The 21,838-nt window shown below is 74.0% G+C and carries 22 protein-coding genes; 7 read left to right on the top strand and 15 right to left on the bottom strand.

Annotation, left to right across the window (positions count from 1 at the left end):
- Positions 1-54: 54 nt before the first annotated feature.
- On the bottom strand, positions 55-720 hold the full coding sequence (locus AB0G16_RS19415; protein WP_362806397.1) for a hypothetical protein: 666 nt from the start codon (positions 718-720) through the stop codon (positions 55-57).
- A gap of 474 nt (positions 721-1,194) precedes the next feature.
- Here AB0G16_RS19415 and AB0G16_RS19410 point away from each other — a divergent pair, with 474 nt between their 5' ends.
- Genes AB0G16_RS19410 through AB0G16_RS19400 form a run of 3 tightly spaced genes read left to right on the top strand, consistent with a single transcriptional unit; the run spans position 1,195 to position 3,757 of the window.
- Positions 1,195-1,785, top strand: a complete 591-nt coding sequence (locus AB0G16_RS19410; protein ID WP_350925792.1) for a DUF5998 family protein — start codon at positions 1,195-1,197, stop codon at positions 1,783-1,785.
- Positions 1,782-2,897, top strand: coding sequence for a nucleotide pyrophosphatase/phosphodiesterase family protein (locus AB0G16_RS19405; RefSeq protein WP_362806394.1), 1,116 nt, complete (start codon positions 1,782-1,784; stop codon positions 2,895-2,897). The genes AB0G16_RS19410 and AB0G16_RS19405 overlap by 4 nt, the downstream gene beginning before the upstream one ends.
- Positions 2,894-3,757, top strand: a complete 864-nt coding sequence (locus AB0G16_RS19400) for a sulfurtransferase (RefSeq protein ID WP_362806392.1) — start codon at positions 2,894-2,896, stop codon at positions 3,755-3,757. Before AB0G16_RS19405 ends, AB0G16_RS19400 begins: the two co-directional genes overlap by 4 nt.
- Here AB0G16_RS19400 and AB0G16_RS19395 read toward each other — a convergent pair.
- Genes AB0G16_RS19395 through AB0G16_RS19380 form a run of 4 tightly spaced genes read right to left on the bottom strand, consistent with a single transcriptional unit; the run spans position 3,697 to position 8,724 of the window.
- Positions 3,697-6,561, bottom strand: coding sequence for a CHAT domain-containing tetratricopeptide repeat protein (locus AB0G16_RS19395; RefSeq protein WP_362806390.1), 2,865 nt, complete (start codon positions 6,559-6,561; stop codon positions 3,697-3,699). The genes AB0G16_RS19400 and AB0G16_RS19395 overlap by 61 nt on opposite strands.
- Positions 6,562-7,026, bottom strand: a complete 465-nt coding sequence (locus tag AB0G16_RS19390; RefSeq protein WP_362806388.1) for a hypothetical protein — start codon at positions 7,024-7,026, stop codon at positions 6,562-6,564.
- The gene (locus tag AB0G16_RS19385) at positions 7,023-7,613 is read right to left on the bottom strand and encodes a sigma-70 family RNA polymerase sigma factor (protein WP_362806386.1); all 591 of its coding nucleotides are present in this window, start codon (positions 7,611-7,613) and stop codon (positions 7,023-7,025) included. Before AB0G16_RS19385 ends, AB0G16_RS19390 begins: the two co-directional genes overlap by 4 nt.
- 43 nt (positions 7,614-7,656) lie before the next feature.
- Positions 7,657-8,724, bottom strand: a complete 1,068-nt coding sequence (locus tag AB0G16_RS19380; protein WP_362806384.1) for a S8/S53 family peptidase — start codon at positions 8,722-8,724, stop codon at positions 7,657-7,659.
- A gap of 206 nt (positions 8,725-8,930) precedes the next feature.
- Between AB0G16_RS19380 and AB0G16_RS19375 the strand changes: the two genes are divergently transcribed.
- Positions 8,931-9,425, top strand: a complete 495-nt coding sequence (locus tag AB0G16_RS19375; RefSeq protein ID WP_344896133.1) for a DUF3145 domain-containing protein — start codon at positions 8,931-8,933, stop codon at positions 9,423-9,425.
- A gap of 165 nt (positions 9,426-9,590) precedes the next feature.
- On the opposite strand, the gene fabF is transcribed toward AB0G16_RS19375, so the two are convergent.
- The 9 genes from fabF to AB0G16_RS19330 all read right to left on the bottom strand — a co-directional run bounded on the left by fabF (position 9,591) and on the right by AB0G16_RS19330 (position 17,549).
- Positions 9,591-10,823: a beta-ketoacyl-ACP synthase II gene (gene fabF / locus AB0G16_RS19370; protein ID WP_362806381.1), complete on the bottom strand. Its 1,233-nt coding sequence runs from the start codon at positions 10,821-10,823 to the stop codon at positions 9,591-9,593.
- A 47-nt stretch (positions 10,824-10,870) separates the two neighbouring features.
- Positions 10,871-11,110 carry an acyl carrier protein gene (locus AB0G16_RS19365; RefSeq protein WP_362806380.1) on the bottom strand — a complete coding sequence of 80 codons (240 nt, stop codon included), beginning with the start codon at positions 11,108-11,110 and terminating at the stop codon, positions 10,871-10,873.
- Positions 11,111-11,174: 64 nt separating this feature from the next.
- Positions 11,175-12,131 carry a beta-ketoacyl-ACP synthase III gene (locus tag AB0G16_RS19360; RefSeq protein ID WP_362806378.1) on the bottom strand — a complete coding sequence of 319 codons (957 nt, stop codon included), beginning with the start codon at positions 12,129-12,131 and terminating at the stop codon, positions 11,175-11,177.
- A gap of 7 nt (positions 12,132-12,138) precedes the next feature.
- Positions 12,139-13,050, bottom strand: coding sequence for an ACP S-malonyltransferase (locus tag AB0G16_RS19355; protein WP_362806376.1), 912 nt, complete (start codon positions 13,048-13,050; stop codon positions 12,139-12,141).
- A gap of 117 nt (positions 13,051-13,167) precedes the next feature.
- Positions 13,168-14,277 carry a helix-turn-helix domain-containing protein gene (locus tag AB0G16_RS19350; protein WP_362806451.1) on the bottom strand — a complete coding sequence of 370 codons (1,110 nt, stop codon included), beginning with the start codon at positions 14,275-14,277 and terminating at the stop codon, positions 13,168-13,170.
- A gap of 348 nt (positions 14,278-14,625) precedes the next feature.
- Entirely contained in the window at positions 14,626-15,114 is a 489-nt protein-coding gene (locus tag AB0G16_RS19345; protein WP_362806374.1) for a DUF350 domain-containing protein, read from the bottom strand.
- Between the two features lie 22 nt (positions 15,115-15,136).
- On the bottom strand, positions 15,137-16,297 hold the full coding sequence (locus AB0G16_RS19340; protein WP_362806372.1) for a glutathionylspermidine synthase family protein: 1,161 nt from the start codon (positions 16,295-16,297) through the stop codon (positions 15,137-15,139).
- 32 nt (positions 16,298-16,329) lie between these two features.
- Positions 16,330-16,764 carry a hypothetical protein gene (locus tag AB0G16_RS19335; RefSeq protein WP_362806370.1) on the bottom strand — a complete coding sequence of 145 codons (435 nt, stop codon included), beginning with the start codon at positions 16,762-16,764 and terminating at the stop codon, positions 16,330-16,332.
- A gap of 248 nt (positions 16,765-17,012) precedes the next feature.
- Positions 17,013-17,549 (bottom strand): MarR family transcriptional regulator, encoded by a 537-nt coding sequence (locus AB0G16_RS19330; RefSeq protein ID WP_362806368.1) that lies wholly within the window; start codon positions 17,547-17,549, stop codon positions 17,013-17,015.
- 58 nt (positions 17,550-17,607) lie between these two features.
- On the opposite strand from AB0G16_RS19330, the gene AB0G16_RS19325 reads away from it, so the two are divergent.
- The 3 genes from AB0G16_RS19325 to AB0G16_RS19315 are packed head-to-tail and all read left to right on the top strand — an operon-like array spanning position 17,608 to position 20,101.
- Complete coding sequence (locus AB0G16_RS19325) at positions 17,608-18,891, top strand: amidohydrolase family protein (protein ID WP_362806366.1); 1,284 nt, start codon at positions 17,608-17,610, stop codon at positions 18,889-18,891.
- 49 nt (positions 18,892-18,940) lie between these two features.
- Positions 18,941-19,456 (top strand): protein kinase, encoded by a 516-nt coding sequence (locus AB0G16_RS19320; RefSeq protein ID WP_362806364.1) that lies wholly within the window; start codon positions 18,941-18,943, stop codon positions 19,454-19,456.
- Positions 19,457-19,486: 30 nt separating this feature from the next.
- Positions 19,487-20,101 (top strand): transporter substrate-binding domain-containing protein, encoded by a 615-nt coding sequence (locus tag AB0G16_RS19315; protein WP_362806362.1) that lies wholly within the window; start codon positions 19,487-19,489, stop codon positions 20,099-20,101.
- Positions 20,102-20,191: 90 nt separating this feature from the next.
- On the opposite strand, the gene AB0G16_RS19310 is transcribed toward AB0G16_RS19315, so the two are convergent.
- A complete protein-coding gene (locus AB0G16_RS19310; RefSeq protein ID WP_362806360.1) occupies positions 20,192-21,784 on the bottom strand; it encodes an alpha/beta hydrolase in 1,593 nt (530 codons plus the stop codon).
- Positions 21,785-21,838: the final 54 nt, after the last annotated feature.

Here is a 21,838-nt window from a genome sequence, read left to right as displayed (position 1 = left end):
CGTCACGCGGCCCGGTCACGCGGCCCGGTCACGCGGCCCGGTCACGCGGCCCGGTCACGCGGCCCGGTCAACGGATCGGCCGTGCGACTCGTCGCCGACCGGTGCCGGTGCCGGTGCGGGCAGGACCTGGACGCTGCCGGCCACGGTGTCGATCGCCGGGGCGATGCCGGCCCCGATGCCGGTACCGGGGGGCGCCATGGTCTGGACGGCCCGGCCGGAGACGGTCAGCGTGCCCGCCGCGTCCGGCGCCACGGCCACCTCGACCGTGATCCGGGGGAGCTGGAACCCCGGGGCGGCCCGGCCGCCCGTGCCGCAGCCCAGGCGCCGCTCCGTGATCCGGCACGTCCATCCCGCGCCCAGTGCCCGGAGCGGGGTCAGTCCCTGGGGAAAGTGATAGGTGATCCCGGTGGGGCGGGTGATGCCCCGGGAGTGACGTCCCGCCACGACGTCGACGGAGAAGACCCCCCTGCCGCCCGCCTCGAACGGGCCGTCGTGGACCGTGGTCAGGATCAGGTCCCGGGAGAGTGCCTCCCCGGGGACGGGAGGCGCCGCGCCCACCGTGCCCACCGTGCCCGCCGCGCCTGTCGCACCCGTCGCGGCCGTCACGGCGAGCACCAGCCCGGCCAGACGCGCCGGCCCGGCCAGACGCGCCGGGCCGTCCCGCCACCCGCCCGGGTTCCTCCAGGTCCTGGGGCGCCGCCCCGGACGGTCATCGGCCATCTCTCGTCCTCTCCGTCAGGGCCCCGTCCGGAGGCCGCGGCTGCGCCCCCCCCGCAGGCGGAGCGGGCATCCCGCGGCCGAAGCGGACGCCGGCACGCGCCGGACCGGCCGACGCCGGACCCGGGACGGCACGCGGGCCGCCACCGCTCCCGGTAGCCGTTAAAAGATCACGCCAAACCGTACGGGGGGAAAAGTCACGGCCGGGGTGCGACCCGGCGGCGCCCCGGTCCCGCAGAAAGACACCCCGATCCTTCAGATCGGATTCCTGGGGAAACCTCGGGATTCTTCGGAAAATGCTTGGACCCGTCAGCCCCAATATTTGGAAAGCGCCTGGACGCCACGGAAAAAGGCTCCCCGGGAAAGGGCCTCGCGCGGCCCAGGGAGCTCCGACGGGGCGGATCACGATTTGCACCACCCGCCGAAGGTGTCCCGCTCCCGGTGAAAGCGCCGCCCCGGACAGGGCAGGATGGACCCATGAGGGAAACCCGACTCTCGTCCGCCGGCCTGCGAGACGCCATCGACCGCAGTGGCTACTATCCCGACCTGGTCGCCGACGCGGTCGAGTCCGCGCTCGGCAAGGAGCAGGTGGGTGCCTACGTCGTGCACCACGAGGCCACCTTCGACCCGGCCATGGAGGTGCGCAGGCACGTCACCGTGCTGGTGCTCTCTCCCACCCGGCTGCTCGTCTGCCACACCGACGAGCACCCGCCCGTGGAGGGGGTGTCGGCGTCCCACGCCTCCACGACCACCGAGGCCGTCCGCCTCAGCCGGATCCAGTCGGTCGCGGTCACCCGGGTCGTCCCCGACCCCGCCTCCTACGTGCCGGGCGTGCCGCCCACCGAGGTCACGCTGACCATCGGCTGGGGGGCCATCTCCCACGTCGACCTGGAGCCGGCGACCTGCGGCGACGAGAACTGCGAGGCCGACCACGGATACACCGGCGCCATCACGGCCGACGACCTCTCCCTGCGGGTGAGCGAGGCGGCCGACGGACCAGAGGCCGTCTCCCACGTGCTGGCTTTCGCCAAGGCACTGTCGGAGGCCACGGCCCGTACCGCCTCGTGAACCCGCTCATCCCGGCGTACGGGACGGCCTCGCTCGCCGACCTGTCCTCCTCGCTGCTGGCCGTGGTCGGAATGGACGGCGACAACCCGCTGGCGCTCGCCCCGGCCGAGCGGGTGCTGCTCTTCCTGGTGGACGGCATGGGCGCCGAGCTGCTCCGCGCCCACCCGGAGACCGCGCCGTTCCTGTCGTCCCGGCCCGACAGGGTGCTCACCGCGGGCTTTCCCTCCACGACCGTGACCAGCCTGAGCAGCCTCGGCACCGGCCTGCCGCCGGGCGAGCACGGCATGCTCGGCTGCCAGCTCGCCGTCCCCGGCGCCGGTTACCTGTTCAACTGCCTGCGCTGGACCGCCCCCGGCCCCCCCATCGACCCCGGCGAGTGGCAACCGGCCCCGACGGTCTACCAGCGCGCGGCCGAGGCGGGCGTCTCGGTCGGCTACGTCGGCCCGGCCAAGTTCGAGACCACCGGCCTCAACCGGGCGGTCTACCGCGGGGTCCGCTTCACCGGGGCCGACGAGGTCGACGAGCGGATCGACGGGGTCCGCCGCGCGCTGGCCGAGCCCCGCGCCCACGTCACGGTCTACTACGGCGACCTCGACTCCACCGGTCACGTGACCGGCTGGGGTTCGCCGGAATGGCTCGACCAGCTCGCCCTGGTGGATCGGATGGCCGAGCGGCTGGCCGAGACGCTCCCGCCGGGCTCGGCGATGTACGTCACCGCCGACCACGGCATGGTCAACGTCGGCGAGCGGATCGACGTCGACGCCCTGCCCGCGCTGCGCGAGGGCGTCACACTGCTCGGCGGCGAGGCCAGGGCACGCCACGTCTACACCGCGCCCGGCGCGTCCGCGGCGGTCCTGGACGCCTGGCGTGAGACCCTCGCCGGGAAGGCGTGGGTGGCCTCCCGGCAGGAGGCGGTCGACTCGGGCTGGTTCGGGCCGCGGATCCGCCCCGAGTGGCTGCCCAGGATCGGCGACGTGCTGGCCGTGCCGTACACCGACTGCGCCGTCGTCTCCACCGCGACCGAGCCGAAGGAGGCGGCCTTCATCGGCTGCCACGGCTCCCTGACCCCGGCCGAACAGCACGTCCCCCTTCTGGAGGTGAGCACCCGATGAGCCCGCTGATCACCGCCGCGGAGCTCGCGGAACTCGTGGAGCTCGCGGACCCGGCGCGAGCGTCCGGGGCGACAGTCCTGGACGTGCGCTGGAGGCTCGGCGGCGCGCCCGGCGCCGCCGCCGTCGACGACTACCGGGCCGGGCACGTTCCCGGCGCGGTCTTCTGCGACCTGGAGACCGACCTCGCCGGCCCGCCCGTGCTGGAGGCCGGGACGCCCGGGGGCCGCCACCCGCTGCCGTCGGCGGCCGCGTTCCAGGAGGCGATGCGGAGGCTCGGCGTGTCCGGCTCCCGCCCAGTCGTCGTCTACGACGAGGCCGACTCCACCGCCGCGGCCCGGGCCTGGTGGACGCTGCGCCACTTCGGCCACCCCGACGTCCGCGTCCTGGACGGCGGCCTGCGCGCCTGGACCGCCGCGGGATCGCCGCTCTCCACCGAGGAGCCGGCCCCCGCACCCGGCGACTTCGAGGCGCGGCCCGGCGGCATGCCGGTGCTGGACGCGGAGCGGGCCGCCCGGCTCGCCGCCGACGGGGTGCTGCTGGACGCCCGCGCCGCCGAACGGTACCGCGGCGAGGTCGAGCCGATCGACCCGGTCGCCGGCCACATCCCGGACGCGGTCAGCGCCCCCACCGGGGAGAACGTCGAACCCTCCGGCCGGTTCCACCGGGCCGGATTCCTGCGCGAACGGTTCAACACCCTGGGCGCCGTTCCCGGTGTCGAGGTGGGCGCCTACTGCGGCTCCGGCGTGACGGCGGCGCACCAGGTGCTGGCCCTGGAGGTGGCCGGCCTGCCGGCCGCGCTCTACGTCGGGTCGTGGTCGGACTGGGTGAGCGACCCGTCGCGGCCGGTCGCCACCGGCTGATCCCCGAACCCGAAGCAGACGAAGCCCGCGACGCCCGACGTCCCGCTCGCGACGGCCAGCGCCCGCGCGGGCGGGTCACCGGCGGCCAGCGCGGCGTGGAAGGCCGTCATCAGCGTCAGCGTCTCCTCGTCGCGCACCGGCACCAGGCTGGCCACCACGCACCGCGACCCCAGCGACAGGAACGTGCCGGCCAGGCCCAGCGGCGCCCCGTCGGCCGGGGCGTGGGCCATCCCGGCGTCGCAGGCCGACAGCACCACCAGGGCGGGCGGGACGCGCAGCCGCAGCAGGTCGTGCGCCATCAGCGCGCCGTCGTCGAGGTCGATGCTCGACAGCAGCGGTGCCCGGGGGGAGAACACGCCGTGCGCGGCCAGGTGCGCCATGTCCACGCCCTCCAGCGCGGCCAGCACGTCCTTTCGCCGCGCCGCCACCCGTTCCGTCCCCGGGTGGCACCGGCCGACCATGGCGGCCTCGGCCTCGGCGCACCGCAGGCCGGGTCCGGCCACCGTCACGACCCGTCCGCGCCCCCCGCGCCCCCCGCGCCCCCGGTTCTTCCCGTGCCCTCCGTCCTGCCCGTGCCGGCCGTCGTGCAGCCTCCGCCCGGGGCCGTCCTGCCTCTGCGGGCCGTCCCGGTCCTGCCCGTACGGGCCGTCCTGCCGGTCCCGCCCGCCCCGTCCGTTCCACGCGCCCGGTGCGGGGGACCCGCGCCGGGCGGCCAGCCAGGCGGCGGCGCTGGCCGCCACGGTCACCGGCCTGCCGGCGTTCGACGGCAGCAGCGGCCAGGGCAGGGTGTGCAGGCTCCCGGTCGGGACGACCACCAGGGAGCGGTCGCCGAGCAGGTCGCGCAGCGGCCACAGCAGCAGGCGCTCCAGCTCGGCGGCGTCCGCCCCCTCCGCGGGGGAGACGGTGGCCCCGCCGTCCCGCAGGTGCGTCCTGCGCAGCCCGTAGCGGAGGCGGATGACGGCCTCGGCCACGACAGCGAACCTCCCGAGGCGGTGCAGCGTGACCCTCTCCCGGGTGACCGCGACGGCGACCAGCTCGTCCCGGTGGCGGACGAACTCCACCAGCAGCGTCCGCCCCAGCGCCTCCCGCAGCGCGGCCGCTCCGGGGGCGAGCGGCCGGCCGGAGCCGCCGGTGACCGCCCGCCACCGCTCGGCCCAGGCCAGGACCACCTGGCCCCGCCCGGTCCGCAGGGCCAGTTCCAGCCCGAACCCGGCCAGCGGCTCACCCGCCCTGACCGCGTGCGCGCGCAGCATCGGGTCCTCCAGCGCGCCGGTGTCCGTCCCCACCTCGGCCAGGCCGTCCAGCACCGCGGCGAACGCCCCCCGCCGGTCGCCCGCCAGGTGGCGGAGCAGCGCCGTCGCCTGGTGGGCGACCACACCGCGGCCCGCGCGCGCCAGCACGGCCAGCTGGTCCCGCGCGGCCCGCGTGTCGCCCAGCTTCAGCGTCACCTCCGCGGCGGCGAGCCTGAGCGCCGCCGAGACGTCGCCGTACCCGGCGGCGGCGAGGTCGTCCGCGCACGAGAGCATCTCCCCGGCGAGCACCGCCGAGGGCGGGTCCAGGGCGAGCCGGGCCCGCAGCCCGATCTCGGCGGCGAGCGGCACCAGGACCGTCCGGCCCTGCGCGGCCAGCTCGCGGGCGGCCAGCTCCGCGCTCTCCGCGGCCCCGCGCGGATCGCCGGTGCGCAGCTCCACCCTGGCGAGCAGCAGCCGGGCCTCGGCCAGGGCCACCCCGGCGCCCGCCGCCACCAGCTCGGGAACCGCCGCCTCCAGCAGCACCCGCGCCTCGCCGGGCAGGTGGGCCGCGATCAGCGCCTCGGCCAGGTCGCAGCGGACCGTCGCCAGCCGCTCCGGGAAGCCGAACAACGTGACCTCGGCACGCCGGTAGGCGGTGAACGCGGCCGGCAGGTCGCCGCGCCGCGCGGCCAGGAAGGGCAGGTTGCCCTCGGCCAGGGCGAGCAGGTGCTCCAGGCCCGCGTCGCGCGCCAGCTCCGCGCACCGGCTCAGGTCGGCCTCGGCGGCGGTGAACTCCCCGAGGAACACGCGGGCGAGCCCGCGGTTCAACATCGCGCCGGCCATGAACCTCACGTCGCCGCCGAGGACGGCGACCGCCCGGTCGCACTGGGCGACGGCCTCGCGGTAGCGGCCGAGCCGCGCCAGGGCCACGGCGCGGTGCACCCCGAGCTTTCCCAGCTCGGCGCCGGTCAGGCCGGGTTCGGCGTCGGCGGCGACGACCAGCGCCTGCTCCGGGTGGCCCAGTTCCGTGCGGACGTGGACCAGCGAGAGCCGGGCCTGGGCCGCCCGGTGCCGCAGTCCCGCCGACAGGGCGACCTCCACCGCGTGGCGGAGCCGCTCCTCGGCGAACGGCAGGTCGCCCAGCTCCCGCGCGGCCACCGCGAGCGCCCGGTGCGCCACCGCCTCGGTCTCGCAGTGCGCGCAGCCGCCCTGCCCACCCTGCCCACCCTGTCCGCCCCGCCCCTCCGCGCCGGGGCAGGAGGCCGGGAGCGAGGCGAGCACCTCGTGGGCGAGGGAGAGGGCGCCGGCCGGATCGCTGCCCGACAGCTCGACCGCGCGCTCGGCGGCGGCGAGAGCCTCGCCATGGTCCGCCGCGGTCCGGGCGGGGCCGGATCGGAGCGCGGAGGCACGACCGGTGGCGGGCGACGTGGGGGTGGGCTCGGCGGCGATCGACACGGGGGTGTGCTCGGCGGTGAGTGCGGGCGAGGCGTGGCCGGTGGCGGGCGATGCGGGGGCGGGCTCGGCGGTGGGAGCGGGGGCGTGCTCGGTGGCGAGCGTCTCGTCGAGGCCCACCTACGGGCGGATCCGGGTCCAGGCGGTGGCCACCGGCGAGCGGCCGGGCCGGTGGCAGACCACGCTGAACCAGCCCGGCGGCAGGCCGGCGACGGCGAACCGGCCCGTCGGGGACGGCGTACGCGACTCGGTGAGGTGCAGCGTGCGGACCTCGACCAGCGCGCCCTCCCCGGGCCACGGCGAGATCTGCCCCGCCAGGTCGACCAGGCCGTCCAGGGAGGTGACCTCCAGCTCCACCGTGATACCGGCCGCGGTGAACCTCAGCAGCCGGGACCGGTCGGCGGAACGGACGCCGTGCGGCGCGGGCGTGACCGCCGGGCGGGCCGTGGCGGCGCCGGGCAGCCGCAGGCCGAAGGCGGCGCGGGCCGCGGCCGTGACCCGCTCGGGCACCGGGTCGCTCCCCGAGGCCATGCGCAGCGCGGCGATCAGGGACTCGTCGTCGATCGACGTGGGATGCCGCGTCACGGTGTCGCCTCCCGGGCGGTGAGCATGGTGCGTAGGCGGTTCAGGCAGCGGCCCCGGGTGGGGCCGTAGCTCCCGGCGGGCATGCCCAGGCGCCCGGCCAGCTGGTGGACGCCCGCGTCGGGGGCGGAGGCCATCAGCCGGAACAGAGAGCGGCACGGCTCGTTCATCTCGTCGACGGCCTGCCACAGGCGGCGGCCCTCGTCGGCGGTCAGCACCGTCAGCGCCGGATCGGCGTGGGCGTGCCCGGCGCCGTCCGGCGCGGTGAGCGGGCGGCCGTCGTCCGGATGCTCGGCCACCGGCCGCTCGGCCCGATGCCGCCGGCTCAGCAGGGACGCCTCCCGCCTGGCCGTGGTCAGCAGCCAGTAGCCGAGGCGGTCCGGATCGCGGATGGTGTGCAGGCTCTCCAGCAGTCTCAGCCAGGTGCCCTGCACCGCGTCGGCGGCGTCGGCGGGACTCAGGTCGTAGGCACGCACGGCCGACCAGAGCGGGCCGGTGAACCGGGCGACCAGAGCGTCCCAGGCCTCCTGGCCGCCCGCCAGGACGTCGTCGAGCGCGTGCTGGTCCCTCACCGGCGTCTCCAGGGTCACGGAGAACACTCGAAGTGTTCGAGCGATGACTTTGGGTGAGACTTTAGCCGGGTACGGGCACGACCACACCGGAATCGGGAATCCGCCTGCTGCCCGCCCCCTCCAGCAGGCGCTTCGCCGCCTCCCGCGGGGACCGTTCCGCCGCCGCCGCGGCGATCGCCCCGCTCACCAGCGCGGCGGCGAAGGAGGTCCCGCTCCAGCGGGCGTAGCCGCCGAAGGGGTGGTGGTCGAGGAAGGCGCTGGACAGCCACTCTCCCGGGGCGCAGGCGTCCACCCAGGGTCCGTGCCCCGAGAAGGGTGCCCGGGCCTCCCCGGCGGCGTCCAGCGCCGCGACGGCTATCACCCGGGGCGAGGCGGCCGGCCAGAAGGGGCGGTCGGAGGCGGTGTTCCCCGCGCACGCCACCGTGACCGTGCCGGCCAGTTCCGCCAGTGCCGCCTCCACCAGCGGGGAGGGGCCGTCGTCGAAGGTGTGCGCGCCGAAGGAGAGGTTGAGCACGCCGGGCGGGTCGGAGGCGAGCCGGCCCAGGACGTGCAGGAGCCCGGCCTCGTCTCCGACGCCGTGGCCGTTCAGCACCCTGATCGGCCGCAGGAGCGCCGCCGGGGCCGACCGCAGGACCAGTCCGGCGATGAACGTGCCGTGCCCGGCCTGGGGGTCGGGCTCGCCGTCGCGGTCACCGTCGGTGACCTCGTCGCTCTCCCGCCCCCGCTCCAGGAACCACGGGCTCCGCTCCCACCAGGGATGCTCCGACAGCCCGGTGTCGGGCAGGGCGACGGTCACGGCGTTTCCCGCGGGGCCGTCCGCGGCGGGAGCGGGCGCCGGGAGGGCGGCGCACGGGAAGGGGCGTGAGGCGGGGCCGCCGAAGTACAGCGGCTGGCCCCTCAGGACGTGGTTGGGGGAGGCCCGCAGGCCTCGCGCCCGCACCGAGGCCACCAGGTCGCAGACGTCCACGCCGGGGGAGAGCCGCACCCGGTAGATCCCCCCGGCCTCGGTGACGGCGTCGGCCCAGCGGGCGGTGGCCGCCAGGCCCGGGGCGTCGGTCAGCAACTGGCCCTTCCGGATCAGGGCGGGCGAACCAGGGATGGGTTCGACCCGTTCGATGCCGATATCCATGTGGTCCTCCGGAAACGATCGCCGAATGGCGGGGTTCTCTTCATTCCCGGGAAAGTCCCGGTCAAGTGCCCGCGCCGCAACATCTCGGTATGACCCCCCTCTGGTGCCAGGTCGCGACCGACGGTAGTCTCTCCTTCAGTCACTTGTGATCATCCTGGAACGAGGCCGTTGGGGAAGGCGCACCTCGTACCGAAACGGGAGGTCCGGTGTCTGCTCGTGGCGTGCTTTACGTCCACTCGACTCAGCCTGCGCTGTGCCCGCATATCGAATGGGCGGTCGCAGGTGTCCTTGGCGTACCCGTAGACCTGACCTGGACTCCACAGCCCGCCGCGCCCGGCCACGTGCGCGCACAGGCCGAGTGGGAGGCCCGCGTGGGTACGGCGGCGGCCATCACCTCGTCGCTGATGGGCTGGCAGCGCATACGCTTCGAGGTCACCGAGGACGCCTCGCCGGGCGCCGACGGGTCCCGGCACGCCTACACGCCCTCCCTGGGGGCCTTCACGGCGGTGATCGGCGCCTCCGGGGACATCCTGATCCCCGAGGACCGGCTGCGCTCGGCCATGCTGATGGCCCGCCAGGGCCGGGTGGTGCTGGAGGAGGAGCTGGACCGCATGCTGGGCAAGCAGTGGGACGCCGAGCTGGAGTCGTTCCGGTACGCCGGAGAGGGAGCCCCGGTCCGCTGGCTGCACGCCGCCGTCTGACCCCGCCGTCCGGCCCCGCCGTCCGATCCCGCCGTCCGATCCCGCCGGCTTCCTGCCGGTGAGAGGAGCGAGAAGACCGAAGGGCCCCGCCGACGAGGTCGGCGGGGCCCTGGGGCGCGTGCCCGTGCCGGCGTCGCCGAGGGCGTCGCCGGCACGGGCCTCCTGTCAGACGGTGGTGAACGCCACGGCGACGTCGTGCCCGCCGAACCCGAAGGAGTTGTTGATCGCGGCGATCTGGCCGCCGGGCAGGTCGCGGGGCTCATCGCGCACGATGTCGACCTCGACGCCGTCGTCCAGGTCGTCCAGGTTGATCGTTCCAGGCGCGCGCCGCTCGTGCAGCGCCAGGACGGTGAAGACGGACTCGATGCCACCGGCGCCGCCGAGCAGGTGCCCGGTCATCGACTTGGTGCCGCTGACCAGCGGGTGGTCGCCGATGACCTCCTTGATCGCGATCGTCTCCACCACGTCGCCGGCGGGGGTGGAGGTGGAGTGCGCGTTCACGTGCTTGATGTCGGCGCCGGTGAGACCGGAGTTCTCCAGGGCCCGGCGCATGGCCAGCATGACCCCGGCGCCGCTCGGCTCGGGCTGTGCGATGTGGTGGGCGTCGGCGGAGTACCCGACCCCGGCGGCGACCGCGTAGATCGTGGCGCCGCGGGCGCGGGCGTGCTCCTCGGACTCCAGCACGACGATGCCGGCGCCCTCACCCAGCACGAAGCCGTCGCGGCCCTTGTCCCACGGCCGGGAGGCGCGCTCGGGCTCGTCGTTGCGGGTGGACATGGCGCGCATGGCGGCGAAGGAGCCGATGTTCAGCGGGTGGATGGCCGCCTCGGTCCCGCCGGCCACGACCACGTCGGCCCGGCCCGAACGGATCATGTCGATGGCGTACCCGATGGACTCGGCGCCGGTGGCGCAGGCGCTCACGGTGGCGTGGACGCCGGCGCGGGCGCCGACCTCGATGCCGATCCAGCCCGCCGCGCCGTTCGGCATCAGCATGGGCACGGTGAACGGTGAGAGCCGCGTCCAGCCCTTCTCCTTGAAGGTGTCGTAGGCGGCGAGGATCGTGGTGATGCCCCCGATGCCGCTGCCCACGACGACGCCGAGCCGCTCGGGGTCGACCTTCTCGATCGCGGCGTGCGCCCAGGCCTCGCGGGCCGCGACCAGCGCGAACTGCTCGGCCCGGTCCAGCCGTCGCGACTCGGGCCGGGGCAGCACCTCGGTGGGGTCGACGGCCGCGAAGGCGGCGAACTTCACCGGGACGGAGTCGACCCACTCCTCGGTGATGGTGCGGACCCCGGACCGACCGGCGAGGAGCGCCGACCAGGTCGAGGCGACGTCTCCACCGAGGGGCGTCGTCGCGCCGAGCCCGGTGACGACGACACGTGCCTGGTCTGTACTCACTGCTGCGCTCCTTGTGTGTCGCTGGTCTGGCGGAAGGCCCGGACGTCTCAGTTCTGGATGAAGTTGATGACGTCCTTGACGGTCTTGAGGTGCTTGAGCTGGTCGTCGGGGATCTCGACGCCGAACTCGTCCTGGGCGGCGACGGCGATCTCCACCATGGAGAGCGAGTCGATGTCGAGGTCGTCGACGAAGCTCTTCTCCGGGGTGACCTCGGCGGCCGGGATTCCGGTGATCTCGTTGACGATCTTGCCGATGCCGGCGAGGATCTCCTGCTCGGTCAGAGCCATGTCGGTTATTCTCCTTGGATTCGTTTTCTTCTGGTTTCCCGCGCGGCGGAGCCACGCGGAAGTTTTAGGGAATCTCGATGATCTGGCCCGCGTAGGTCAGGCCCGCGCCGAAGCCCAGCAGCAGGGCGAGCCCGCCGGAGGGGACCTCACCCTGCTCGATCATCCTGGACAGGGCGAGCGGGATCGAGGCGGCCGAGGTGTTCCCGGCCAGCACGATGTCCTTGGCGATGACGGCGTTGTCGGCGCCGAGCTTGCGGGCGATGGTCTCGATGATGCGGAGGTTGGCCTGGTGGGGCACGAACGCGGCCAGGTCGGCCGGGTCGACCCCGGCCCGGTCGCAGATCTCCTTGGCCACGGGGTGCAGCGCGGTGGTCGCCCAGCGGAACACGGTCTGTCCCTCCTGGTGCAGGAAGGAGTCCCGGTCCTTGATGATGATCGCGTCGAACTTGTCGCCGGCGCTGCCCCAGACCACCGGGCTGATCCCCGGCGTCTCGGAGGGGCCGACGACCGCGGCGCCCGCCCCGTCGGCGAAGATCACCGCGGTGGCCCGGTCGGTCCAGTCGATCCACTGCGAGAGCTTCTCGGTGCCGACCACGAGCACGTGGGTGGCCGAGCCCGCGCGGACCGCGTCGTTGGCGACCGCGAGGGCGTAGCAGAAGCCCGAGCAGGCGGTGTTCACGTCGAACGCGCCCGGGGCGTCGATGCCCAGGCGGGTGGCGACCCGGCCGGCCGCGTTGGGGATCTGCGTCTCCAGCGTGCAGGTGGCGACGATCACCAGGTCGATGTCGGCGGCCGACAGGCCGCTGGCGGCCAGGGCCTTGCCCCCGGCCTGCACGGCCAGGTCGATCTCGGACTCGCCGTCGGGGGCGATCCGGCGCTCCTTGATGCCGACGCGGCTCTGGATCCAGGCGTCGTCGGTCTCCATGGTCGCCGACAGGTCGTCGTTGGTGACCACCTGGGAGGGCTGGTAGTGACCGAACGCCAGGATCCGCGCGCCCGGCGCGCCCTGAGAGATCTTCATGCGTCGATCACCGCTCCTCATCCGACCCGAGGGCGGCTCGCGCGGCCTCCAGGTCGTCGGGGGTCTTCAGGGCGACGGCCGTCACCCCGCGCAGGGCACGCTTGGCCAGGCCGGTCAGTGTGCCGCCGGGGACAAGCTCGATCATGGTGGTGACGCCGCGGCCGGCCATGGTGGCCATGCAGGCGTCCCAGCGCACCGGGCTGGCGACCTGGGCGACCAGGCGCTCCAGGAACTCGGCGCCGCTCGGCACCGCCTCGCCGTCGCGGTTGGACAGCAGCGTCACGGCCGGGTCGGCGGGGTCGAGGCCGGCGGCGGCCTCGCGCAGCCGGTCGACCGCGGAGGCCATGTGCTCGGTGTGGAAGGCGCCGGCGACCGCGAGCGGGATCACCCGTGCACGGGCGGGCGGCTCGGCCTTGAACGCGGCCAGCTGCTCCAGCGTGCCACCGGCCACGATCTGCCCGGCACCGTTGATGTTGGCGGGGGCGAGGCCCCTGGCGGCCATGGCCGCGAGCACCTCCTCCTCCACCCCGCCCAGCACGGCGGACATGCCGGTCTCGGTGACGGAGGCGGCCTTGGCCATGGCCAGGCCCCGTTCGCGGACGAGGACGAGGGCCTGCTCGGGGGTGAGCACCCCGGCCAGCGCGGCGGCGGTGAACTCGCCCACGCTGTGCCCGGCGACGATGCCGGGCGAGGCCCCGAGGACCTCGGCGACGGCCAGCCCGGCGGCCACGAGCAGTGGCTGGGCGACGGCGGTGTCACGGATCTCGTCCGCGTCCGCGGTGGTCCCGCAGGCGATCAGGTCAAGGTCGATCAGATCGGACCAGGCGGTCAGCCGGTCGGCCAGACCCGGGAGATCGAGCCATGGACCGAGGAATCCTGGGGTCTGGGCGCCTTGGCCCGGAGCGACGATGACGAGCACGAAATCCAGCCTGCCCTGTAGGAGTCCACTACTCGGATGGGGATCCGGACGAAGTTGGTCCCCAGTTCTTTGTAGGGTATCTACAACGGGAGTTTCACGGAGATTAAGTAAAGGACGCTAGATCGCGGTTGTTTCGGACAGTCGGCCCAGGATCAGTCCCACCTGGAGGGTGAACGCGGACCTGCCCTCGGTCGGCTGGTACCCGGTCAGTTCGGTGATCTTACGCAGACGGTAGCGCACCGTGTTGGGGTGGACGAACAGCAGCCGGGCGGTCGCCTCCAGGGAGGTGCCCTGTTCCAGGTAGGTGGCCAGGGTGTCCAGCAGCGGCGTGCCGATCAGGGGCAGGTAGACGTTCTCGACGAGCTGGGCCCTGGCGTCGCCGTCACCGTCGATGGCCCGCTCGGCGAGCAGGTCCTCGGCGTGCACCGGCCGGGGGGCGTCGGGCCACCCGGCCGCGGCCCGGAGCCCGGCCATCGCGGCCCGCGCCGATCTGGCGGCCGAGTGCAGGTCGGCCACCTCGGGCCCGATCACGACCGGGCCGGGACCGAAGCGCGGCACCACGTGCCTGGCCGCCGCGGTGACGCTGTCGGCGCCGCCGACGATCACGATCAGCCGGTCGCCCTGCACGCCGGCCAGCATGTCCAGCCCCGACCTGCGGCCCCGCTCGCGCAGTGCGTCGATCACCGCCTGCGGGTCGTCGCCGGGCGTCTGGCCCGCCAGCACCACGACGGGCGCGGAGGTCCAGCCGAGCGCCGCGGCCCAGGAGTGCAGGCCGTCGTCGACCTCCCCCCTGACCAGGGCGTCCACGATCAACGCCTCCAGCCGGGCGTCCCAGGCCCCCCGGGCCTCGGCCTCGCGGGCGTAGACCTGCGCGGCGGCGAACGCCACGTCGCGGGTGTAGCGGAGCATCGCCTGCTGGAGCTGGTCCTCCCCGCCGGGCGCCGCCAGCTCCCCGGACTGCGCCTCGACCACCTCGACCACGACCCGCACGATGTCGACGGTCTGCTGCAGCGAGATGGACCGCTTCAGCTCCCGGGGCGCGGTGCCGAAGAACTCGATGCTGGGGGTCGGGCGGCCCTCGCCGGCGTGCTGGAACCACTCCACGAACGCGGCGATCCCGGCCTGGGCGACCAGCCCGACCCAGGACCGGTCCTCGGCCGACAGGGCGCGGAACCACATCAGCCGGTCGTCCATCCGGGACATGGCGGCCGTGCCCAGCGTGCCCATGGCCCGCTCCAGCCGCCGCGTGGTGTCCTGCCGGACCCGGTCGGACTCGGGATCCCTCCCCGGCCCCGCCGCGACGCCGTCGTGTCCTGCCGCCTGCCTGCTCCGTTCCCTCACGTCACCAAGGGTGCCAGGTCGCGCGGGATGCGTCGGCCACGGTTCCGTACAACGCGCGGCCCCCGATCTTGTGGGACGCCACCGCCGTCCCCGTCACGCGGGCCGGCCCGCCGCCCGAGTGCCGCGGACCGTACGCGTTCCGTGGGTCGCACGCGTCCACGGGTCGCCCGTGTCCCGTCGGCCGTCCGTCGCTCCCGCGAACGGCGGGAGCGACGAGGACGGCGGGGACCGTGCTCAGACGACCGCGACGGCGGTGATCAGGCCGATGGCCAGGTGGGTGACCGCCAGCAGCCGGGCGCCGGGCTGCAGGTCCGGCTCGGAGACCAGCTGCCGTACGGAGATTCCCGCCACCTTGTCGAAGACGATCATCCCCACCGTCTGCATGGCGATGCCGAGCAGTCCGAAGACCGCGGTGGCGAGCAGGCCCTCGTGCAGCGCCCCGCCGGAGGACCAGATGGAGGCCGCGACGATCAGCCCCACCGCGGCCAGCCCCGAGCTGGTGAGCAGGGTGGCGTTGGGGTTGCGGGCATCCTTGATCAGGTGGCTGAGCTTGCCCGGGATGGCCAGGTCGATCACGTAGAAGCCGATGACCAGCAGGATCACCCCCAGGACGGCGTAGGCGGCGATCGCGAGCGCGCCGCGCCCGAGGTTCTCGGCGAGCGAGAGCGTCTCGGCCCCGGCGGGGGATGGGGACGTCAGGACCGACGCGATGGTGGGACTCATATGCCGTTTCTCTTTTCGGGACTCAGAGCTCGATGCGGTGCGGGACGAATGACGACGTGTCGTCGGTGATGAACCCCGAGGTCTCACGGATGCCGAGACCCGCGGCCTCGTCGTGGACGACCCAGGCGCCCAGGACCGGGCGCCAGCCGTCGAAGACGGGCAGTGCCTGGAACTCCTGGTAGACGTGACCCTCGGCGCCGTAGCCGCCCCCGGTCTCCAGGTGCTCGGCGGGAGTGACGATCCGCATGTTCGCGCCCTCCCGGCCCAGCAGCGGCTTGGAGATGTAGGAGGACATGCCGCGCGGATCGCCGAGGTAGGCGGGCAGCAGGTTCGGGTGCCCCGGGTACAGCTCCCAGAGCACCGCGAGCAGCGCCTTGTTCGACAGCAGCATCTTCCACAGCGGCTCGATCCAGGTCATCGAGACCTGCTGTCGCACCGCCCGGACGCCGAACGGATCGGCGATCGCCCACTCCCAGGGGTACAGCTTGCACAGGGTACGGATCACCCTGCGCTCCATGTCGACGAAGCGCAGGTTGAGGCCGTCCCAGCCGATGTCCTCCATGGCCACCGCGATGGTGGCCAGCCCGGCCTGGTCGGCGGTCTCCTGCAGGTAGGCCAGGGTCATGGCCTCCTCGCCGGAGGTGTCCATGTTGGTCCAGGCGAAGTGCGCGGGCCCGGTGGGCAGGCCGGCCGCGATCTGCTGCCACCTGGCGATCAGACGCTCGTGGATGGAGTTCCACTGGTCGTCGTCGGGGTAGCGGTCGCGCAGCCAGAACCACTGCACCACCGAGCTCTCCAGCAGGCTGGTGGGGGTGTCGGCGTTGTACTCCAGCAGCTTGGCCGGGCCGGTGCCGTCGTAGCGCAGGTCGAACCGGCCGAACAGGTACGGGTCGTTCCGCTCCCAGGAGGCCGCGATCTCCGGCGCCACCCAGTCGGGGATCGCGAACTCGGCGTACCGGCCCTTGGTGACGACGTGCTCCACGGCGTGCAGGCACATCCGGTGCAGCTCCTCGACCTGGTTCTCCAGATCGAGGACCTCGTCCATGGAGAAGACGTACTGGACGGCCTCGTCCCAGTACGGGCGGTCCAGTCCCTCGGGATGGGCCGAGCGATGGTAGGCCAGGCCGTGCCCCTCGATGATCCTCTCCCAGCCGTCACGGGGGAGCGAGGTCTCGCGTCTCATCTGCTGCTCATCCGCCGCTCATCTGCGCGGGCTCAGCTCCCGCTCGAGCCACGGCCGCCGAAACCGCCCCGCTGGATCACGGAGCCCTTGGGCGAGGTGATCCTGACGTCCGAGGGGCGGACGGTGGTGCCCTGCCGGATGCGCGCGCCGCTCCTGACGCCGCCGTAGTACCAGCCGTAGGCGCCCCGGGAGCCGTGGTAGTAGGTGCTGCGCCCGTCGTCGTCGCAGTAGTCCTCGTCGACGACCGCGTACGTGCCGTCGGGCAGGCGGCTGTTCATGTCGACGCACTCGGCGCCGACCTCCTCGTAGTCGTTCTGCGCCGAGCAGTAGCCGATCAGCAGCAACGAGACGACACCGATGCCGGTCAGGGTCACGACCTTGGACGCCATGCCCTTGGAGGACTTGGCGGGTGGTCTGGGCGGCAGGTTGCCCCCGGCGGCCAAAGGGTGTTTCGGTGGTCCGGACATCGAGCTCCAATGAGATGTGTCGCCATAGGCTATCGATGGGGTTTTGTCTGTTCAACAGCGCTATCCATCTTTGATGGTATGCACCGTCGTGACGGTGTGCGGCGTGGTGATCGCCGATCTTCGGACGAGCCCGTGGGCGCTTCGGCGGACGCGCCCCGGAGCGGCCCGGAGGGCGGGGCTCCGGGCGGTTTCGCGGGCGCCCTCGCCCGGGTCCTCGGGCAGGCCCCGGGCGGTTTCGCGGGCAGGCCTCAGGCGGGCCCGCGTGCGGGGCCGGAGCGGTCCCCGAGCGTGAGGAGCACCTCGCGCAGCAGGTCGGCCAGGGCCCGCGCGGTCTCGTCCGGGACCCCGGCGAGCAGCTCGGCGTGCGCCTCGCCGGTGGCCAGGGCCAGCTCCTCGGCCCGCCGCGCGCCCCGGTCGGTCAGCCGCACCCACGAGCTCCGGCCGTCGTCGGGGTCGGGCTCGCGCTCGACCAGCCCGGCCGCGGTGAGCCTCTGCAGGATGTTGCTCGTCCCCCCGGTGGTGAGGGAGGAGCGCGAGGCGAGCCTGCTGGGCTTCAGCCGGTAGGGGGCCCCGGCCCGGCGCAGCGTGGCCAGCACGTCGAACTCGGCGTAGGTCAGGCCGTACTCGCCGAGCACGCCCTGGGTGACCTCCTCGACCAGGGACTTCAGCCGGCCGGTGCGCTTGACGATCTCCAGGTGCACGGTGGCGGCCTCGGGCAGCTCCGCCCGCCAGCCGTCCATCACCTCGTCGACGCGGTCACGCCGCGCCGTCTCCCGTGCGCCCATGGGGTTGAGGGTACCTGCTCACGCTGATAGCTTTTCAGAAAGCTTTTTTAATTGCTTTATGAACGGAGACATCCCCGTGCGCATGCTCATCACCGGTGCGACCGTGATCGACACCGAGCCGCGGCCGCTCGTCCTGCGGGGCGCCGACGTGCTGGTGGAGGGGGGAGTGATCGCCGCGGTCGGGGGCGCCCTCCGCGCGGAGGGCGCCGAGGTCCTCGACGCGGCCGGCGGGATCCTGCTGCCCGGCTTCGTCGACACCCACCGGCACGTGTGGCAGAGCGTGCTGCGCTCGGTCGCGGCCGACGCCACGCTCGGCGGCTACCTCGACCTCGTGCTGGGCAGGCTCGCCCCCGCGTTCCGCGCCGAGGACGTCCACGCGGCGAACCTGTGGGGCGCGCTGGAGGCGCTCGACGCGGGCGTCACCACGCTGTACGACTGGTCGCACATCCAGCTCACCCCGGCCCACACCGACGCCGCCCTCGACGCCCTGCGCGAGGCCGGGATCCGCGCCGTGTTCGGCTACGCGCCCGCCTCGCCCGCGGACGGCGCGCGCCGCGAGGACGAGGTGCGCCGGGTGGCCTCCCTCGCCGGCGGCTCCGGCCTCCTGACCCCCGCCCTGGCCGCGTGGGGGCCCGTCTACGGTTCCGCCGCCGCCGCGGAGGCCGACTGGCGGCTGGCCCGCGAGCTGGGTCTGCCGATCAGCCTGCACGCGACCGGCGTCGGCGCGGTCGAGCGGCTGCACGCCGCCGGCCTGCTCGGGCCCGACGTCATGTTCGTGCACGGCAACGGCTTCTCCGACGAGGCGGTGAGGCTCCTGGCCGCGAGTGGCGGCACCGCCTCGGTCGCACCGGTCGTGGAGGCGCAGATGGGGCACGGGTACCCCGAGTCGGGCAGGTTCCGCGACGCCGGCGTCCCGGTCGGGCTGGGTGTGGACACCGTGACCGACGCGCCGGGGGACATGTTCACCGTGATGCGGGCCGCCTTCGCCGTCGAGCGCCTGCGCGGCGGGTCGCCGTCCGCCGCCGACATGCTGAGGATGGCCACGCTCGGGGGCGCCGAGGCCCTCGGCATGGCGGACCGGATCGGATCGCTGCGGCCGGGCCGGCAGGCCGACCTGGTGATCCTGCGGACCGGCTCCCCGGCCATGGCACCTGTCCACGACCCGATCGGCGCGGTGGTCACCGCGGCCGGCCCCGGCGACGTGGACACCGTGATCGTCGGGGGTCGCGTCGTGAAGCGCGGCGGACGCCTGCTGCACGCCGGCCTGCCGCGGGCCCTCGACCTGGTGTCCCGCTCGGCCGCCCGTCTCGCCCGCGCCGCCGGGCTCACGGTGGCGGGCTGACCGGCCGCCGCACCCCGGCGAGGACCCGCCTCGGCCGCCCGGATGTGTAATGATCTGGCAAAGCGCGCTGAACGAGGGGTCCGCGGTGCCGGAGATCAGACCGTTGCGGCCGGGGGATCCGCCGCGACTGGGGGAGTACTCGCTCCAGGGCAGGCCGGGGGAGGGCGGTCAGGGGGTCGTCTACCTGGGGGAGTCCGACGGCGGCGAGCGTGCCGCCGTCAAGCTGCTGCACGTGCGCTTCACCGGGGAGGCGCACGCGCGGGCCCGCTTCGCCCGGGAGCTGGCGGCGTCCCGCAGGGTGGCCGCCTTCTGCACCGCCAGGGTCCTCGACGCCGACCTCGACGGCGAGACCCCCTACATCGCGAGCGAGCTGATCGAGGGCCCCTCGCTGCGCCAGGTCGTCGAGCGCGACGGGCCGCTGTCGGGGGAGTCGCTCGAACGGCTCGCCGTCGGCACCGCCACCGCGCCGGCCGCGATCCACCACGCCGGGATCGCGCACCGCGACTTCAAGCCCGACAACGTCCTGCTCGCCGCCGACGGCCCCAGGGTCGTCGACTCCCCGTGATCGCCGGCCGGCGGCCTGGAGTTCGTGGACGTGGGTCTCAACAGGGAGGAGGCGATCGAGACGGGGAAGGTCGACCTGGTGATCTCCAACTTCTCGATCGAGAGCGCCGACCGCGAGCGGGTCGCCTTCGCCGGGCCGTACTACGTCGCCCACCGCGACGTGCTGGTCCGGGCCAGTTCGAGGATCGACACGCTGGGGGACCTGCGGGGCAAGGGGCTCTGCCTGCCGGGAGGCCAGACCACCGGACAGATGATCCGTGACCGGGGCGTCGCGTTCGTCCGCGTCGACGCGGACGACTCCTCCCAATGCGCCTCCCAGGTGGCCGACGCCATGCCCGGGGAGGACCTGCTGATCGCCGGTTTCGGAGCCCGCCTCCACGGCATCAAGCTGGAGATCGCCGGGCTCAGGCTCACCACCGAGCGGTACGGCGTGGCGATGAGGCACGGCGACCCGGTGGCCTGCCGCAGGATCAACGAGGTGATCGCCTCCATGTACGGGACCGGGAGCATGAAGCGCCTGCTCAAGAAACACCTGGGCAGGGTCGGTTTCCGCTTCGAGACCGCGCTACCCCGCCTGGAGGCCTGCCGGACGTCCGCGACCTCCGAGGAGCCCGCCGGGCCGGTGACCGGGACGCGTGAGCCGTGAGGACCCTCCCGGATCGGCGGCCGGGACGCGCGCGAGGGCCCGTACCGGCCGCGGGTCCGCCCGCCGCCTCACCGAGGGGCGGGCGAGGGCTCACGAACCGACGCAGGTGACGCCCTTCGCCGGGACCTTCCCGCCGATCAGGTAGTCCTCGGTCACCTTCTTCACGCACGCGTCCCCCGACAGGTAGGCGCCGTGTCCCTCGCCCTTGTAGGTGACCAGCACGCCCGTGCGCAGCTCGGTCGTGAGCTTCGGCGCCCACTCGTAGGGGGTGGCGGGGTCGCCGGTGCCGCCGATCACCATGATCGGCGCCGAGCCCGAGGCGTCGACCCGCCGGGCCGCGTCGCTCCCGGGGACCGGCCACATCGAGCAGATCAGCCCCATGCCGGAACCGCCGAAGAGCGGCGAGATCTTCAGCGTCTCGGTCTCGATCGCGGCGATCTGGCCCGGGGTGGGCCGCTCGGAGGTGTCCACGCAACTGATCGCCGGGAAGCTGCTCATCAGGGTGGTGTAGTTCCCGTCCGGCAGGCGGCCGTTGTAGCTGTCTGCCATCGCCAGCAGGATCCGCCCGTCACCCTTGCGCGCCTCGCTCAGCGCCTGGTCCAGCAACGGCCAGGTCAGCTCCGAGTACAGCGCCGCGGCGACGCCGACGCCCGCCAGCCCCTGCGTCAGTTGCCGGTCGCCGACCTTGAGCGGTTTGTCGTTGAGCTCGTCCATCAGCGCGGTGACGTTCTTGCCGGCGATGGTCGCGTCGGCGCCGATCTCGCACTCGCCGGGCCGTTTCACGCAGTCCCGCAGGAAGGACTCGTAGGCGTGCTGGAACCCCTTCGTCTGGACCCTGGAGCGCTCGGCCATGGAGACCCTCGGGTCCAGCGGGGCGTCCAGCACGAACCGGCCCACGTTGCGCGGGAACCTGGTCGCGTACACCGCGCCGAGCTGTGTCCCGTAGGAGATGCCGAAGTAGTGCAGTCTCTGCTCGCCCAGGGCCACGCGCAGGCGGTCCATGTCGGCGGCGGCGTTCACCGTGCCGACGTGGGGGAGGATCTTGCCCGAGCTCTGACGGCAGGCGGCCGTGAACCTCCCGATGATCTTCTGCATCTCGGCGCGCTCGGCGGCGTTCGCGGGCAGCGTGTCCATCGAGGTGTACTCGTCCATCACCGCCTTGTCGCCGCACCTGACGCCGGAGCTGCGGTCCACCCCGCGCGGGTCGAAGCTGACCAGGTCGTAGCGTTTGTTCAGGTCGGCGAAGGCCTTGGCGGCCTGGGCCAGGGTGTCGACGCCCGAGGCGCCGGGGCCGCCGAAGTTGAACACCAGCGAGCCGATCCGCGTCCCCGGCCCCTGGGCCTTGATCCGGATGACGGCGATGTCGATGGCCTCACCGGCGGGGGCGGCGTAGTCGAGCGGCACCCTCAGACTGCCGCACTGCTGGGCGGGGTCGGGCCTGGCGGGGGTCTGCTCGCCGGGCCGCTTGATGTCGGTGCACGGACCCCAGGTGATCGCCCCCGCGGGCACGGGCGTGGACGCCGCTGAGGACGGGGAGGACGATGGCGCCGAGGGGCTGGACGAGGCCGGGCCGACGGCCGGTCCCGCCGGGGCCGCGCCGTCCCCGCCCCCCTCGCCGCTGCAGGCGGCGAGCGCGGTGGACAGAACGGCGATCGTCGTGGCCGTCCTGAGGATTCTTGCCATGGAACAGCTCCCCTGGAGTCGTCTGCCGGGGGAAGCGATTCCACCCTAACCGGG

The organism is Streptosporangium sp. NPDC023615 (assembly GCF_040640155.1).
In the GTDB taxonomy this organism is placed as follows: domain Bacteria; phylum Actinomycetota; class Actinomycetes; order Streptosporangiales; family Streptosporangiaceae; genus Streptosporangium.
This window is presented reverse-complemented; position numbering and strand designations above follow the sequence as displayed.

Bases quoted from the DNA above. Each gene is read 5' to 3' on its own strand.
- AB0G16_RS19335 (WP_362806370.1), bottom strand. From the start codon at position 16,764: ATGTCCGGACCACCGAAACACCCTTTGGCCGCCGGGGGCAACCTGCCG.
- AB0G16_RS19320 (WP_362806364.1), top strand. From the start codon at position 18,941: ATGATCTGGCAAAGCGCGCTGAACGAGGGGTCCGCGGTGCCGGAGATC.
- AB0G16_RS19340 (WP_362806372.1), bottom strand. From the start codon at position 16,297: ATGAGACGCGAGACCTCGCTCCCCCGTGACGGCTGGGAGAGGATCATC.
- AB0G16_RS19415 (WP_362806397.1), bottom strand. From the start codon at position 720: ATGGCCGATGACCGTCCGGGGCGGCGCCCCAGGACCTGGAGGAACCCG.
- AB0G16_RS19330 (WP_362806368.1), bottom strand. From the start codon at position 17,549: ATGGGCGCACGGGAGACGGCGCGGCGTGACCGCGTCGACGAGGTGATG.
- AB0G16_RS19380 (WP_362806384.1), bottom strand. From the start codon at position 8,724: ATGGATATCGGCATCGAACGGGTCGAACCCATCCCTGGTTCGCCCGCC.
- AB0G16_RS19310 (WP_362806360.1), bottom strand. From the start codon at position 21,784: ATGGCAAGAATCCTCAGGACGGCCACGACGATCGCCGTTCTGTCCACC.
- AB0G16_RS19400 (WP_362806392.1), top strand. From the start codon at position 2,894: ATGAGCCCGCTGATCACCGCCGCGGAGCTCGCGGAACTCGTGGAGCTC.
- AB0G16_RS19410 (WP_350925792.1), top strand. From the start codon at position 1,195: ATGAGGGAAACCCGACTCTCGTCCGCCGGCCTGCGAGACGCCATCGAC.
- AB0G16_RS19325 (WP_362806366.1), top strand. From the start codon at position 17,608: ATGAACGGAGACATCCCCGTGCGCATGCTCATCACCGGTGCGACCGTG.
- AB0G16_RS19360 (WP_362806378.1), bottom strand. From the start codon at position 12,131: ATGAAGATCTCTCAGGGCGCGCCGGGCGCGCGGATCCTGGCGTTCGGT.
- AB0G16_RS19350 (WP_362806451.1), bottom strand. From the start codon at position 14,277: ATGGGCACGCTGGGCACGGCCGCCATGTCCCGGATGGACGACCGGCTG.
- AB0G16_RS19345 (WP_362806374.1), bottom strand. From the start codon at position 15,114: ATGAGTCCCACCATCGCGTCGGTCCTGACGTCCCCATCCCCCGCCGGG.
- AB0G16_RS19365 (WP_362806380.1), bottom strand. From the start codon at position 11,110: ATGGCTCTGACCGAGCAGGAGATCCTCGCCGGCATCGGCAAGATCGTC.